Below are 14,019 nucleotides of genomic sequence, written 5' to 3' on the forward strand. Positions count from 1 at the left end.
GTTGTGTGGGTCCGGCCCCGCTGAGCGAGGTCGGATCCACCGAAATCGACGTCACCTCTCCGCTGCCGAGTCGAGCAGGCCGCGGTCGGCACTGGCACGGCGGAAGAACCTGTCCGCCCCGAACCACGGGACGACGCGCTCGGCAAGCCGGGGCGCGATCTCGGCGAGCGCCAGGACCGGGCGCACCGGGATCCCGTTGACCTGGACCTCCGGCAGGTCCCGCCGGATCGCGACGAGCGCTTTCCCCGCCACCCGATCGAGTGTCGTGTGGCCGAGCGCCCGCGGCGGCGTCAGCCCCTCGTCCAGGTAACGCTGGAACATTCCGTCACCGGCGACGAAGCCAGGACAGACGACGGAGAACCCCACAGGGGTGCTCGCGTACTCGGTACGCAGGGACTGGACCAGCGTCACGAGACCGGCTTTGCTGGCGCAGTACGGACCCTGATAGGCAGCGCCCCGCTTCCCGGCGACAGAGCTCATGAACACGACGTGCCCCGCCCCTCGCTCGAGCATCCCGGGCAGCACGCGGTGGGTGAGCAGCATCGGCGCGGTGAGGTTCAGGTCGACCGTCGCGGTCAGGTCCTCCCGGGTGCGACGGGTGAACGACGCGCAGCTCTCGACCCCGGCGTTGTTGATCAGCAGGTCGACGGGGCCGAGCGCCTCCTCGGTGCGGTCCACCACGCTGTCGACCCGATCGAGGTCCGCGAGGTCGGCGGGCACCACTGCGGCCCGGACACCTCTGTCGCGCAGGTCCCGGGCCAGCGCCTCGAGGACGTCGGCGCGTCTGCCGGACACAGCGACGTCCACGCCTTCCGTCGCCAGCGCCCGGGCGACGGCGTGCCCGATTCCACCGGAAGCTCCGGTCAGCAGTGCGACCTTGTTGCGCAGGCTCTTCATGGGATCACATCCCTCGTGCGGCGGCTTCACCCACGATCCCATGTTCCGGTACCGACGCCCAGAAAAATCCGGTGGTTCCCGCCCCCGCTCGGCGCGGGCCGGAACCACCGGATTCGATGTCTGGATGTGGGCGCGGAGGGTTTCGAACCCCCGACCGCTGGTGTGTAAAACCAGAGCTCTACCACTGAGCTACACGCCCGGACGGTCGACGGCTGTCGCCGCCGACGTCGCCTCAGGACTTTAGCGCGGCGAGCGCTCTGGCCCAAGCGCCCTGGTCACGGGGCTCTCCGGGCTGGTTCTCCTCGGAGAACCGGATGATGCCGTCCTTGTCGATGACGAAGGTGCCACGGTTCGCGAAGCCGAGCTTGTCGTTGAAGACCTCGTAGGCCTGCGCGACGGCGCCGTGCGGCCAGAAGTCGGACAGCAGCGGGAAGGTGTAGCCCTGCTCGGCGGCCCACACCTTGTGGGTGGGCGATGCGCCCACGGACACGGCGAGGACGGCGGTGTCGTCGTTCTCGAAGGTGGGCAGGTCGTCGCGGACGGCGCACAGCTCGCCCTGGCACACACCGGTGAAGGCGAGCGGGTAGAACACCAGGAGCACGTTCTTCTTGCCCCGGAAGCCGGACAGCGTGACTTCCTGGTTGTTCTGGTCCTTGAGAGTGAAATCGGGGGCTTCGGAGCCCACAGCGAGAGCCATGCTCGGAACAGTCCTTCGTTCGGTGGGGATCTTCGGTCAGCGGCGGGGGCGACCGGACTTCGGCTGCACCAGCCGGCTGCCGATCCAGTCTCCCAGGTTCGCGGTCGACGTCTGGGTGAGGCCGGCGGTGGTCGCGGATTCGGCGATCTCGCTGGGCTCGACGTGGTCGGGGCGACCGGTCTTGGGGGTGAGCACCCACACGACACCTTCGTCGGAGAGCGGGGTGATGGCGTCCATCAGCGTGTCGACGAGATCGCCGTCGCTGTCGCGCCACCACAGCAGAACGACGTCGACGACCTCGTCCGAGTCCTCGTCGAGGAGTTCCGTGCCGGTGATCTCCTCGATGGCGGCTCGCAACTCGTCATCGGTGTCCTCGTCCCAACCGAGTTCCTGCACCACGTGGTCGTGAGTGATACCGAGCTTCGAGACGTAGTTCTTGGCATCCGCCGCGGCGACCACGGTGGCTCCTCCTAACGTTCGTGGTGCGCGATGCGGGTCCGCGTACCGGTGTGTGTCGAGCAATTGGTCAAAGCGAACATCGTCGGCGGGCTCTGCGCAACCCGAATCGCGGGGAAACAGAGGAGAATCTTTCCCACCGGACCGTACGCCCCTCTCTCACGAACCTCCCACACTGTCGGTTCCGTCGTACTCCGACGTGATCCTTCCGGACCGATGGGGGAAGATGAGGGGTGCATCATGTTCAGATGTCGATTGCGTCGGCTCCCACAAGAGCCGACCTACGGAGAGGGCGCCCCACCTGCGCGCCCACCACGATGAGGAGCAGACGTTGACAGACCTGATCCACGGATCCGACTCCCGTGAAGGCGCCGCACCGGGCGCGTCGGGAACGGGTCCCTCGGCCAAGCCTGCGGGCAAGGACAACCGTGTCCGGGTCATCCGCGAGGGTGTGGCCTCCTACCTGCCGGACATCGACCCGGCGGAAACCGAAGAGTGGCTCGAGTCGTTCGACGGGATGCTCGACGCGGAGGGCCCGACCCGCGCACGTTACCTTCTTCTGCGCATGCTCGAGCGCGCGAACGAGCGCAAGGTGTCGCTTCCCGCTCTGACCTCCACCGACTACGTCAACACCATCCCCACCGAGAGCGAACCGTGGTTCCCCGGTGACGAGGAGGTCGAGCGCCGCTACCGCGCCTACATCCGTTGGAACGCGGCGATCATGGTCACCCGCGCGCAGCGCCCGGGTGTCGGCGTGGGTGGCCACATCTCCACCTACGCGTCGTCGGCGGCGCTCTACGAGGTCGGTTTCAACCACTTCTTCCGCGGCAAGGACCATCCGGGCGGCGGCGACCAGGTGTTCATCCAGGGCCACGCCTCCCCCGGCATCTACGCCCGCGCCTTCCTCGAGGGTCGCATCAGCGCGGACCAGCTCGACGGTTTCCGTCAGGAGCACAGCCACGCCTCGTTCGGCGGTGGCCTGCCGTCCTACCCGCACCCGCGGCTGCTCCCGAACTTCTGGGAGTACCCGACGGTGTCGATGGGCCTCGGTCCCATGAACGCCATCTACCAGGCGCGGTTCAACCACTACCTGCACGACCGCGGCATCAAGGACACCTCCGACCAGCACGTGTGGGCGTTCCTCGGCGACGGTGAGATGGACGAGCCCGAGTCGCGGGGCCTGGCGCACGTCGCCGCGACCGAGGGTCTCGACAACCTCACCTTCGTCGTCAACTGCAACCTGCAGCGTCTCGACGGCCCGGTCCGCGGCAACGGCAAGATCATCCAGGAGCTGGAATCGTTCTTCCGAGGCGCCGGCTGGAACGTCATCAAGGTGGTCTGGGGCCGCGAGTGGGACGCCCTGCTGCACGCCGACAAGGACGGCGCGCTCGTCAATCTCATGAACGTCACGCCGGACGGCGACTACCAGACGTACAAGGCGAACGACGGTGCGTTCGTGCGTGAGCACTTCTTCGGCCGCGATCCGCGCACGAAGGAGCTGGTCAAGGACCTCACCGACCAGGAGATCTGGAATCTCAAGCGCGGCGGCCACGACTACCGCAAGATCTACGCGGCCTACAAGGCGGCGATGGAGCACAAGGGTCAGCCGACGGTGATCCTCGCGCACACCATCAAGGGCTACACGCTCGGTAAGCACTTCGAGGGCCGTAACGCGACCCACCAGATGAAGAAGCTCACCCTCGAGGACCTGAAGTACTTCCGCGACCTGCAGCGGATCCCGATCTCGGACGCCGAGCTCGAGAAGGATCCGAAGATGCCGCCGTACTACCACCCCGGTTTCGACGCCCCCGAGATCCAGTACATGCTCGAGCGGCGCAGGGCCCTCGGCGGTTTCCTGCCGGAGCGCCGCACGAACGCGAAGCCGCTGAAGCTGCCCGAGGACAAGACCTACGAGGTGGTCCGCAAGGGTTCGGGCAAGCAGGAGGTCGCCACCACGATGGCGGCGGTGCGTGTGCTCAAGGAACTGTTGCGCGACAAGGAGATCGGCCCGCGCATCGTGCCGATCATCCCGGACGAGGCCCGCACCTTCGGTATGGACTCGTGGTTCCCGTCGCTGAAGATCTACAACCGCAACGGCCAGCTGTACACCTCGGTGGACGCCGACCTCATGCTGGCGTACAAGGAGAGCCCGGTCGGGCAGATCCTGCACGAGGGCATCAACGAGGCCGGTTCGACGGCGTCGTTCACGGCGGTCGGCACGTCCTACGCCACGCAGGGCGAGCCGATGATCCCGGTGTACATCTTCTACTCGATGTTCGGTTTCCAGCGCACGGGCGACGGCCTGTGGGCGGCGGCCGATCAGATGGCCCGCGGTTTCGTGCTCGGCGCCACGGCCGGTCGCACCACGCTGACCGGTGAGGGTCTGCAGCACGCCGACGGGCACTCGCAGCTGCTGGCGTCGACCAACCCGGCGGCGGTGACCTACGACCCGGCGTTCTCCTACGAGATCGCGCACATCTTCCGCGACGGTCTGCGCCGCATGTACGGCGGGACCGAGGGTGTCGACGGGTTCGGCGGTGAGGACGTCTTCTACTACATCACCGTCTACAACGAGCCCTACGCGCAGCCGGCCGAGCCGGAGGATCTCGACGTCGAGGGCCTGCTCAAGGGCATCTACCTGTACAAGCGGGGCCAGGAGTCCGGTCCGAAGGCGCAGATCCTGGTGTCGGGCGTGATGATGCCCGAGGCGCTGCGCGCGCAGGAACTCCTCGCCGACGAGTGGGGTGTCTCGGCGGACGTCTGGTCGGTCACCTCGTGGGGCGAGTTGCGCCGGGACGGTGTCGAGTGCGACCGGCAGGCGCTGCTGAACCCGGGCGAGGATGCCCCGGTGCCGTACGTCGCGTCGGTGCTCAGCGACGCGGCCGGTCCGTTCGTGGCGGTCTCCGACTGGATGCGTGCCGTGCCGGACCAGATCCGCAAGTGGGTTCCGGGCGACTACACGGTGCTCGGTGCCGACGGGTTCGGTTTCTCCGACACCCGTCCGGCGGCGCGTCGTGTGTTCAACATCGACGCCGAGTCGACGGTCGTCGCGGTGCTCGCGGCCCTGGGGCGCGACGGCGCGATCGATCGCGAGAAGGCGGTCGAGGCGGCACGCAAGTACCGCATCGACGACGTCACCGCCGCGCCGGTGTCGATGGCGGATCCCGGCGTCGCCTGAGGTCACCACTCCACGGAGGCTCGTGACCCCGGACACCGGGGCCCTTGGGTAGTTTCGACCCATGGTCGACGAGCCGCCCCGCCGGATCACACGGGTACCGGGTGCTCCCCGTGAGCGCCCGGTACCCCTTCGGCGTCCCGAGCGGGCGCCCCTGCCCGACGCATTGCTCCGCCGGGTCAAGCAGTTCTCCGGACGCCTCGCCACCGAGGCCGTGCACGTCATGCAGGAGCAACTGCCGTTCTTCGCCGATCTCGACGCCTCCCAGCGGGCGACGGTCCAGCTGGTCATCCAGACGTCGGTGGTCGATTTCCTCGAATGGGTCCGCGATCCCGAGAACGACATCCGGTTCGGTTTCGACGCGTTCCAGGTCATCCCGCAGGAGCTGGCCCGGAGCCTGACCCTGCGGCAGACGGTGGAGATGGTCCGCGCCGCGATGGAGTTCTTCGAGCAATGGCTGCCGGCGCTGGCCCGCAACGAGGAGCAGCTGACCGCGCTCACCGAGGCGATCCTGCGGTACGGCCGCGAGCTCGGCTTCGCCGCGGCGGCGGTCTACGCGAGTGCCGCGGAGTCGCGCAGCGCGTGGGACACCCGACTCGAGGCCCTGGTCGTCGACGCGGTGGTGCGCGGTGACCCCGGCCCGGACATGCAGTCGCAGGCGGCGACGCTCAACTGGGACGCGACCGCCCCGGCGACCGTCATCGTCGGCACTCCTCCGCCCGAGGAGGGGGTCTCGGTGGTCACCACGGTGCACGACATCGCCCAGCTGCACGGACGGGCCGCACTGGCCGTGGTGCAGGGCGAGCGGCTGGTGATGGTGGTCAGCGGGGAGCTGCACGGTTCGCCGGAGGCACTGGAGTTCCGCGACGAGCTGATGCGGGCCTTCTCGGAGGATCCGGTGGTGATCGGCCCGACGACCCCGTCACTGGCGTCCGCGCACGCGTCCGCGGTGGAGGCGCTGGCGGGGATGGAGGCGGTGGCGGGCTGGCCGGGAGCTCCGCGACCGGTGCACGCCGGTGAGCTGCTGCCCGAACGCGCGCTGCTCGGCGATCCGGCGGCGATCGCCGCGCTCGACGACTACATCGTGGCGCCGTTGTCGGCGGCCGGGCCGGCGCTGGCCGACACGTTGGACGCATACCTCGACAGTGGGGGTGCTGTCGAGACCTGCGCGCGAAAGCTGTTTGTTCATCCAAATACCGTGCGGTATCGATTGAAGCGGATCACAGAAGTGACGGGTCGGGATCCCACAAATCCGCGCGATGCGTACGTGTTGCGGACAGCCGCTACCGTGGGCCGACTGGCACGAACGCATAACGAAATGAGAACACCTGCACCACCGGTCTCCCGCTTCACAATTCGCAAATCGGACACGTAACACTTCCGGCCCTCGGACCGATTGCCCACGCCGACGTGCAGATTTGTGGGAACCCTACAAAAGTGAGGCCGACGTTTCATCGTCACCGACATCTCGCGGCGGCGGGTCCGGGGTGTTCTCTTGGGATCGTGATTTCGCTGCTCGCCCCCGGTCAGGGGTCTCAGACACCCGGAATGCTCGCCCCGTGGCTCGAGCAGTCCGGCGCGCGTGAGCGCATCGAGAAGTGGTCGAACACGTCCGGACTCGATCTGGAGCGACTCGGCACCACCGCCACCGCGGAGGAGATCACGGACACGGCGGTGACCCAGCCGCTCGTCGTGGCCTCCGCACTGCTGGCCTTCGAGGAGCTCGAGCGGCAGGGCCTGGTCCCCGCGGACACGATCGTGGCCGGACACTCGGTCGGCGAGCTCGCCGCCGCCGCGGTCGCCGGAGTCATCACCGCCGACGACGCCGTCGCGCTCGCCGCGATCCGCGGCGCCGAGATGGCCAAGGCCTGTGCACTCGAACCCACCGGTATGTCCGCCGTGCTCGGCGGCGCCGAGGACGAGGTGCTCGCGCGCCTCGAGGAACTGGATCTGACCCCCGCCAACATGAACGCGGCGGGCCAGATCGTCGCGGCCGGGCGCCTCGACGCGCTCGAGGAACTCGCCGCGAACCCGCCGGAGAAGGCACGCGTCCGGGCACTCCCGGTCGCCGGGGCCTTCCACACCCGATTCATGGCCCCGGCGCAGGACGCCGTGGCCGCCGCCGCGGCGAAGATCACCCCCGCCGATCCGACCCGCACGTTGCTGTCGAACTACGACGGCAAGCCGGTCACGTCCGGGCGCGAAGCGCTCGAGCGGCTCGCCGCCCAGGTCACCCGGCCCGTCCGGTGGGATCTGTGCACCGCTCACCTGCGGGAGGCACAGGTGAGCCGGATCGTCGAGCTGCCCCCGGCCGGCACGCTCGTGGGTATCGCCAAGCGCGAGATGCGCGGCACCCCCACGGTCGCCCTCAAGACCCCCGCGGAGATCTCCGCTCTGGCCGAATCCCTCCAACTCGGTTAGGTTGCTGCGCGCGCCGTCGCACAGCACGGGCACCTCACCGGGACATCCCGGGCCCCGGACGGAAACATCCGGCCGGGTCGATACGACAAAGTCGACAGACGAAGAAGGGAGCCACGTCGTGGCCGCCACTCAGGAAGAAATCATCGCCGGTCTCGCCGAGATCATCGAAGAGGTCACCGGTATCGAGCCCTCCGAGGTGACCATCGAGAAGTCCTTCGTCGACGACCTCGACATCGACTCGCTGTCCATGGTCGAGATCGCCGTCCAGACCGAGGACAAGTACGGCGTCAAGATCCCGGACGAGGATCTCGCCAGCCTCCGCACCGTCGGTGACGCCGTCAACTACATCCAGAAGCTCGAGGCCGACGGCGTCCAGGCCACGAACGACAACGAGTGAGCTCTGCCGTGACCTCCCCTTCTCCTCGGACACTGCGGAACGTCGTCGTCACCAGCCTCGCGGCTACGACGTCGATCGCCGGCGACGTGGACGCCACCTGGAAGGCACTCCTGGCCGGTGAGAGCGGGATCGGCACCATCGAGCGCGACTTCGTCGACGAGTTCGATCTTCCCGTCCGCATCGGTGGCACACTCAAGGTCAGCCCCGACGAGGGACTGTCCCGCGTCGAACTGCGGCGTATGAGCTTCGTCGAGCGCCTCGCGCTCACCCTCGGCCGCACCGTCTGGGAGAACGCCGGGAGCCCGGAGGTCGACCAGGACCGTCTCGGTGTCGTCATCGGCACCGGCCTCGGCGGCGGCGAAGCCCTCATCGACGCGGTCGACAAGCTCCGCGACGGCGGCTACCGCAAGGTGTCGCCGTTCGCGGTGCAGATGATCATGCCCAACGGGCCGTCGGCCACCGTCGGGCTCGAACTCGGCGCCCGCGCCGGGGTCATCACGCCCGTCTCGGCGTGCTCGTCCGGATCCGAGGCGATCGCCCACGCGTTCCGCATGATCGCGTTCGGCGACGCCGACATCGTCGTCACCGGCGGTGTCGAGGGCCAGCTCGACGCGGTCGCCACCGCGGGCTTCTCGATGATGCGGGCGCTGAGCACCCGCAACGACGACCCGAAAGGCGCCTCGCGGCCGTTCGACAAGGATCGCGACGGCTTCGTCTTCGGTGAGGCCGGCGCACTGATGGTCCTCGAGAGCGAGGAGCACGCCAAGGCACGTGGCGCGCGGATCCACGCCCGCCTCCTCGGGGCCGGTATCACCTCGGACGGCTACCACATCGTCGCACCGGATCCGGAAGGCACCGGCGCGGCACGGGCGATGACGCGGGCGATCGAGACCGCGGGCATCACCAAGACCGATGTGGGGCACATCAACGCCCATGCGACGGCGACCCCCATCGGTGACGTGGCCGAGGCCAAGGCCATCAACGCGGCCGTGGGCAACCACGCCGCGGTGTACGCACCGAAGTCCGCACTCGGTCATTCGATCGGCGCGGTCGGTGCACTCGAAGCAGTGCTCACGGTCCTGGCGCTGCGTGACGGGGTCATCCCGCCCACGCTGAATCTCGAGAACCAGGATCCAGAGATCGATCTCGACGTGGTCAAGGGCGAACCGCGTTACGGGCAGATCGATTTCGCGCTGAACAACTCGTTCGGTTTCGGTGGGCACAACGTGGCGCTCGCTTTCGGTCGCGCCTGACCGACTGCGCCCGTTCGCCCCTGCGGTGGGGACTTCCTCCAGGAGGTCCCCGCCGCAGCCCCACCACCACGGCGTCTGCCCGAGGAGCACCCCATGACCGTCCTGGATCCCACCCTCAGCAACACGGCGGTGGACCCACGTGATCCGCTGGCCCGCCTCGAGAAACTGTTCGATCCGGGCAGCCTGGAACTGCTCCACGAACGCGACCGGTCCGGTGTCCTCGCCGCCATCGGCGACATCGACGGCATCCGCACGGTGGCCTACTGCTCCGATGCGACCGTCATGGGCGGCGCCATGGGCGTCGAGGGTTGCCGGCACATCGTCGCCGCCATCGACCTCGCCATCGAGCGCGAGATCCCCGTCGTCGGTGTCTTCCACTCCGGCGGAGCACGTCTGGCCGAGGGCGTCGAGGCCCTCCACGCCGTCGGTCTCGTCTTCGAGGCCATGGTCCGCGCGTCGGGCCTGATCCCCCAGATCTCCGTCGTCCTCGGTTTCGCCGCGGGCGGCGCCGCCTACGGCCCCGCCCTGACCGACGTCGTCATCATGGCGCCCGAGGGCCGTGTCTTCGTCACCGGCCCCGACGTGGTGCGCAGCGTCACCGGCGAGCAGGTCGACATGGAGTCCCTCGGCGGACCCGACACCCACTACAAGAAATCGGGCGTCGCCCACATCACCGCCCACGACGAGCCGGACGCCCTCGACCGCGCCCGCCGCCTCGTGGCCATGCTGGCCGAGCAGGGCGAATTCGACCTCGAGGCAGCCGCTCTCGGCGACACCGATCTGCGCGCGCTGCTCCCCGCGTCCCCGCGTCGCGCCTATGACGTCAAACCCATCGTCCACGCCCTCCTCGACGACGTCGACGGCGAGACGACCTTCGAGGAACTCCAGGGCGGTTGGGCCCGCAGCATCGTCACCGGCTTCGGCCGTCTCGCCGGCCGCACCGTCGGCGTCATCGCCAACAACCCGCTGCGCCTCGGCGGCTGCCTCAACTCCGAGAGCGCCGAGAAGGCCGCGCGTTTCGTGCGGATGTGCAACGCCTTCGGTGTCCCGCTCGTCGTGATCGTCGACGTCCCCGGCTATCTGCCGGGTGTGAGCCAGGAATGGGAAGGCGTCGTGCGGCGCGGAGCGAAGCTGCTCCACGCCTTCGCCGAGGCCCGGGTCCCGCGCGTCACGCTCGTCACCCGCAAGATCTACGGCGGCGCCTACATCGCGATGAACTCCCGCGCCCTCGGTGCCACCGCCGTGTTCGCCTGGCCCGAGGCCGAAGTGGCCGTGATGGGCGCGAAGGCCGCAGTGGAGATCCTGCACCGCAAAGCCCTCGCCGCGGCTCCCGACGACGAGCGGGAGGCGTTGCACGAGCGTCTCGCCGCCGAACACGAGGCCATCGCGGGCGGTGTCGGCCGGGCGATGTCGATCGGCGTCGTCGACGAGATGATCGACCCCGCCGTCACCCGCAGCACCCTCGCCGCTGCGCTCGCCGCGGCTCCCTCGGTCCGGGCGCGGCACAAGAACATTCCGCTCTGACGAGGAGCACGGACGGCACCGGCGCCGCTCGGATTCCGAGCGGCGCCGGTGCCGTGTCCACGAGAGAGCCGTGTCTATGAGAGATAGGGCGTCGAGAGAACGGACGTCCACGACGGAGATGTCCGGGGCAGAGCGGACGCCTTCGACAGAGGAGGCATCCCGGCCGAGGTCCTCGACCGGAGTCAGCCGACGTCGCGTCTGAGCCAGGTCACCTGGGCGCCCTCGTCGCCGCTGCGGTACGGCTCGAGCTCCTCGTCCCAGGCCGTGCCGAGGGCGCGGTGCAGTTCGCTCTCGATGTCGGAGGCGGAGGCGAGGAGGGCCCGCAACCGCATCTCGCCGACGACGACGTCGCCGTTGGCGCTGGTCGTTCCCCGCCAGAGTCCGAGATGCGGTACGTAGCTGAAGCGTTCCCCGTCCACTCCTTCGCTGGGGTTCTCGGTGATCTCGAAACGCAACATCGGCCAGGCACGCAGCGTCTCGGCGAGCCGGGCACCGGTACCCACCGGTCCGACCCACTCCACGCACGTGCGCAGCAGGCCGGGAGCGGCCGGCTGCCCCGTCCAGGTCAGTTCGGGCCGGCAATCGAGGACGGCAGCCAGCGCCCACTCGATATGCGGACACACGGCAGCCGGGGAGGAGTGCACGTAGATCACTCCTGCCGTGGCATCCGCGAACTGATTGGATGCACGCATACATTCACCTCCGATTCGACCAGGACGTCTTCCCCAACGACCCTTGTCGATCAAGGTGCCTCCATGCGGACTGGGTACAAGTGTGCCTGTGTGTCGTGTGTTTCGCCAGAGAACCAGAGAGGTTTATGTGAATTCCGCGATAACCGCTTCCCCGAGGGCCGGCCAGCGCGGTTTCGCCCAGTCTCCGAATGCACGATCAGTAAGTACCACACAGGCAGTGGAGATTTCTGGGTCATTCCAGAGAAATGTCCCCGATTGACCGAAATGTCCGAAAGTTCGGTTCGAATTCGTCGGTGCGGTCCAGTGCGGGTTCTTCTCGCCCCGAATCTCGAAACCCAGACCCCAGTCGTTCGATTTGAAGGAGCCGTAACCCGGCACGATTCCGCGCAATCCGGGGAACTGCACACTGGTCGCCTCCGCGAAGAGTTCCGCGGACACCAGAACCGGGGCGAGCAGTTCGGCCGCGAAGCGCGCCAGGTCGGCCACCGACGACTCGCCACCGTGACCCGCGGGGCCCAGCAGCGCGGAGTTGCGCATCCCGAGGGGCTCGAAGACCGCCTGTTCCAGATATTCGGGGAAGGGGATGTCGGTCTCGGCCTCGACGAGTTCGGCGAGCACCTCGAATCCGGCGCTCGAGTAGATCCGCTTCTGCCCCGGCTCCGCCTGCACGGTGCGCTCGCCGAAGGCGAGTCCGGAGGCGTGGGCGAGCAGATGCCGCACCGTCGAACCGGGCGGGCCCGCAGGCTGATCCAGTTCGATGGCGCCTTCCTCCACGGCCACGAGGGCGGCGTAGGCGACCAGCAGCTTCGTCACCGAGGCGAGAGGGAAGACCGCGTCGAGGTCGCCGGTGGACGCGACCGTGCCGCCGCCGCGGGTCACCACCGCGGCGGCGGCACGGTCGACGGGCCATTCGCTGATCAGATCGAGACTGGACACGCGTTCAGCCTACGAGACGCCGATCGGGCGCGGCCCACCAGTCGGGGTATCCGTGAGCGTGCGGCTCACCGGCCCCGGCTCGTGAGCGTGCGGCTCACCAGTCCGCTTCGGTGTAGCGGATGACACCGCGGATGTTCTTGCCGTCGAGCATGTCCTGGTAACCCTCGTTGATCTGCTCGAGGGTGTAGGTGCGGGTGACCATGTCGGCCAGGTTGAGCTGACCCGACTTGTACAGGTCGAGCAGGTTGGGGATGTCGACGCGGGCGTTGCAGCCACCGAAGATGTTGCCTTTGAGGTCCTTCTGCAGCATGGAGAACAGGAAGGAGTTGAGCTTGACGTCCATGTCGGACATGTAGCCCATCGCGGTCACGACGCAGCGCCCCCCCTTGGCGGTGAGGGTGAGGGCGGGGTCGACGAGTTCACCCTTCATCTCACCGACGGTGATGATCGTCTTGTGGCACATCCGGCCCCAGGTGATCTCCATGATCGGCACAATGGCCTCCTCGATGGAGGCATAGGCGTGGGTGGCACCGAACTTCAGGGCCTGCTCGCGCTTCCACGGCACCGGATCGATCGCGAAGACGTGGCGGGCACCGGACGCGACGGCACCCTGCAGGGCGCTCATGCCGACACCGCCGACGCCGATGATCGCCACCGAGTCGCCGGCCTTGACCTCGGCGATGTTCGTCGCCGACCCCCAGCCGGTGGGCACGCCGCAGCCGACCAGCGCGGCGAGCTCGAACGGCACGTCCTTGTCGATCTTGACGACCTGGCTCTGGTTGACCGTCATGTACGGCGCGAAGGTGCCGAGCAGGCACATGGCGATCACGTTCTGGCCGCGCGCCTGGATGCGGTAGGTGCCGTCGGAGATCGCCTGGCCGCTGAGCAGACCGGCGCCGAGGTCGCACAGGTTCGAGTGCCCCGAGGCACAGGACGGACAGCGTCCGCACGCGGGGATGAAGGACAGCACGACATGGTCACCCACCTCGAGGCCCACGACGCCCTCGCCGACCTTCGTGATCACGCCCGCACCCTCGTGGCCGCCCATCGCGGGGAAGGACGGCATCGGCGTGGCTCCGGTGACGATGTGGTGGTCCGAGTGGCACATGCCGGCAGCTTCCATGCGGATCTGCACTTCACCCGCAACGGGATCACCGAGTTCGATCTCCTCGACCGACCACGGCTCGTTGAGTCCCCACAGCACTGCACCCTTGGTCTTCATCTGGCTCGCCCTCCATCGCATTGCCTGTTGTGCACGTGACGATAGCCACATTCGCACAGAATTGGAACAGGTTCTAGAGGTTGTCCCGATCGGTGGCACCGCCACGCCCCGAGCCGAGGCGACCCGGCATCCTTCCGCGGGCCGCGTCCGGATCGATCTCGATCGAACGCAGGTGCCGTGCTCACGGGCGTCCGGGTGGCGCACCGGCGACGTCCGCCGGGGCCACATCCGACATCCCACCACCCGATACTGTCACCGCAGGTATCACTCACTTCGGCGAAAGCGCCGCATCCACAGTGGAACTCGTTCCCGCGCCCAGTCGAAATGCGAGGTCACCCTTACCCAAACC

At 68.3% G+C, this 14,019-nt stretch carries 12 protein-coding genes and 1 tRNA gene; 6 read left to right on the plus strand and 7 right to left on the minus strand.

All coding sequences use genetic code 11. The annotated features are described in order from the left end of the window. Positions 1-51: 51 nt before the first annotated feature. The 4 genes from OED52_RS12600 to OED52_RS12615 all read right to left on the minus strand — a co-directional run bounded on the left by OED52_RS12600 (position 52) and on the right by OED52_RS12615 (position 2,053). Entirely contained in the window at positions 52-897 is an 846-nt protein-coding gene (locus OED52_RS12600) for an SDR family NAD(P)-dependent oxidoreductase (protein ID WP_264151224.1), read from the minus strand. A gap of 127 nt (positions 898-1,024) precedes the next feature. After that, a tRNA-Val gene (locus tag OED52_RS12605) sits at positions 1,025-1,096 on the minus strand. A 33-nt stretch (positions 1,097-1,129) separates the two neighbouring features. Beyond that, positions 1,130-1,594, minus strand: a complete 465-nt coding sequence (locus OED52_RS12610; RefSeq protein WP_264151225.1) for a peroxiredoxin — start codon at positions 1,592-1,594, stop codon at positions 1,130-1,132. Positions 1,595-1,630: 36 nt separating this feature from the next. After that, positions 1,631-2,053, minus strand: a complete 423-nt coding sequence (locus tag OED52_RS12615) for a DUF3052 domain-containing protein (RefSeq protein WP_264151226.1) — start codon at positions 2,051-2,053, stop codon at positions 1,631-1,633. Between the two features lie 328 nt (positions 2,054-2,381). Here OED52_RS12615 and aceE point away from each other — a divergent pair, with 328 nt between their 5' ends. The 6 genes from aceE to OED52_RS12645 all read left to right on the plus strand — a co-directional run bounded on the left by aceE (position 2,382) and on the right by OED52_RS12645 (position 10,820). Further along, a complete protein-coding gene (aceE, locus tag OED52_RS12620) occupies positions 2,382-5,228 on the plus strand; it encodes a pyruvate dehydrogenase (acetyl-transferring), homodimeric type (RefSeq protein WP_264151227.1) in 2,847 nt (948 codons plus the stop codon). A 61-nt stretch (positions 5,229-5,289) separates the two neighbouring features. After that, positions 5,290-6,600, plus strand: coding sequence for a PucR family transcriptional regulator (locus tag OED52_RS12625; RefSeq protein WP_264151228.1), 1,311 nt, complete (start codon positions 5,290-5,292; stop codon positions 6,598-6,600). A gap of 128 nt (positions 6,601-6,728) precedes the next feature. Continuing rightward, a complete protein-coding gene (locus tag OED52_RS12630) occupies positions 6,729-7,646 on the plus strand; it encodes an ACP S-malonyltransferase (RefSeq protein WP_264151229.1) in 918 nt (305 codons plus the stop codon). 118 nt (positions 7,647-7,764) lie between these two features. Beyond that, a complete protein-coding gene (acpM, locus tag OED52_RS12635; protein ID WP_264151230.1) occupies positions 7,765-8,043 on the plus strand; it encodes a meromycolate extension acyl carrier protein AcpM in 279 nt (92 codons plus the stop codon). Between the two features lie 8 nt (positions 8,044-8,051). Beyond that, positions 8,052-9,296, plus strand: a complete 1,245-nt coding sequence (locus OED52_RS12640; RefSeq protein ID WP_264154688.1) for a KasA/KasB family beta-ketoacyl-ACP synthase — start codon at positions 8,052-8,054, stop codon at positions 9,294-9,296. A gap of 93 nt (positions 9,297-9,389) precedes the next feature. Next, entirely contained in the window at positions 9,390-10,820 is a 1,431-nt protein-coding gene (locus tag OED52_RS12645; protein WP_264151231.1) for an acyl-CoA carboxylase subunit beta, read from the plus strand. A gap of 182 nt (positions 10,821-11,002) precedes the next feature. Here OED52_RS12645 and OED52_RS12650 read toward each other — a convergent pair whose 3' ends face one another. The 3 genes from OED52_RS12650 to OED52_RS12660 form a co-directional block, all read right to left on the minus strand. Further along, complete coding sequence (locus OED52_RS12650; RefSeq protein ID WP_264151232.1) at positions 11,003-11,512, minus strand: DUF3145 domain-containing protein; 510 nt, start codon at positions 11,510-11,512, stop codon at positions 11,003-11,005. A 123-nt stretch (positions 11,513-11,635) separates the two neighbouring features. After that, the gene (locus OED52_RS12655; RefSeq protein ID WP_264151233.1) at positions 11,636-12,448 is read right to left on the minus strand and encodes a serine hydrolase domain-containing protein; all 813 of its coding nucleotides are present in this window, start codon (positions 12,446-12,448) and stop codon (positions 11,636-11,638) included. A gap of 94 nt (positions 12,449-12,542) precedes the next feature. Next, positions 12,543-13,670 (minus strand): NDMA-dependent alcohol dehydrogenase, encoded by a 1,128-nt coding sequence (locus tag OED52_RS12660; RefSeq protein ID WP_264151234.1) that lies wholly within the window; start codon positions 13,668-13,670, stop codon positions 12,543-12,545. Between the last annotated feature and the right edge of the window lie 349 nt (positions 13,671-14,019).

It is taken from the genome of Rhodococcus sp. Z13 (assembly GCF_025837095.1).
Taxonomy (GTDB): Bacteria; Actinomycetota; Actinomycetes; order Mycobacteriales; family Mycobacteriaceae; genus Rhodococcus; species Rhodococcus sacchari.

Coding starts and splice junctions, on each gene's coding strand:
- OED52_RS12660 (WP_264151234.1), bottom strand. CDS start 13,670: ATGAAGACCAAGGGTGCAGTGCTGTGGGGACTCAACGAGCCGTGGTCG.
- OED52_RS12645 (WP_264151231.1), top strand. CDS start 9,390: ATGACCGTCCTGGATCCCACCCTCAGCAACACGGCGGTGGACCCACGT.
- OED52_RS12600 (WP_264151224.1), bottom strand. CDS start 897: ATGAAGAGCCTGCGCAACAAGGTCGCACTGCTGACCGGAGCTTCCGGT.
- OED52_RS12610 (WP_264151225.1), bottom strand. CDS start 1,594: ATGGCTCTCGCTGTGGGCTCCGAAGCCCCCGATTTCACTCTCAAGGAC.
- OED52_RS12650 (WP_264151232.1), bottom strand. CDS start 11,512: ATGCGTGCATCCAATCAGTTCGCGGATGCCACGGCAGGAGTGATCTAC.
- OED52_RS12625 (WP_264151228.1), top strand. CDS start 5,290: ATGGTCGACGAGCCGCCCCGCCGGATCACACGGGTACCGGGTGCTCCC.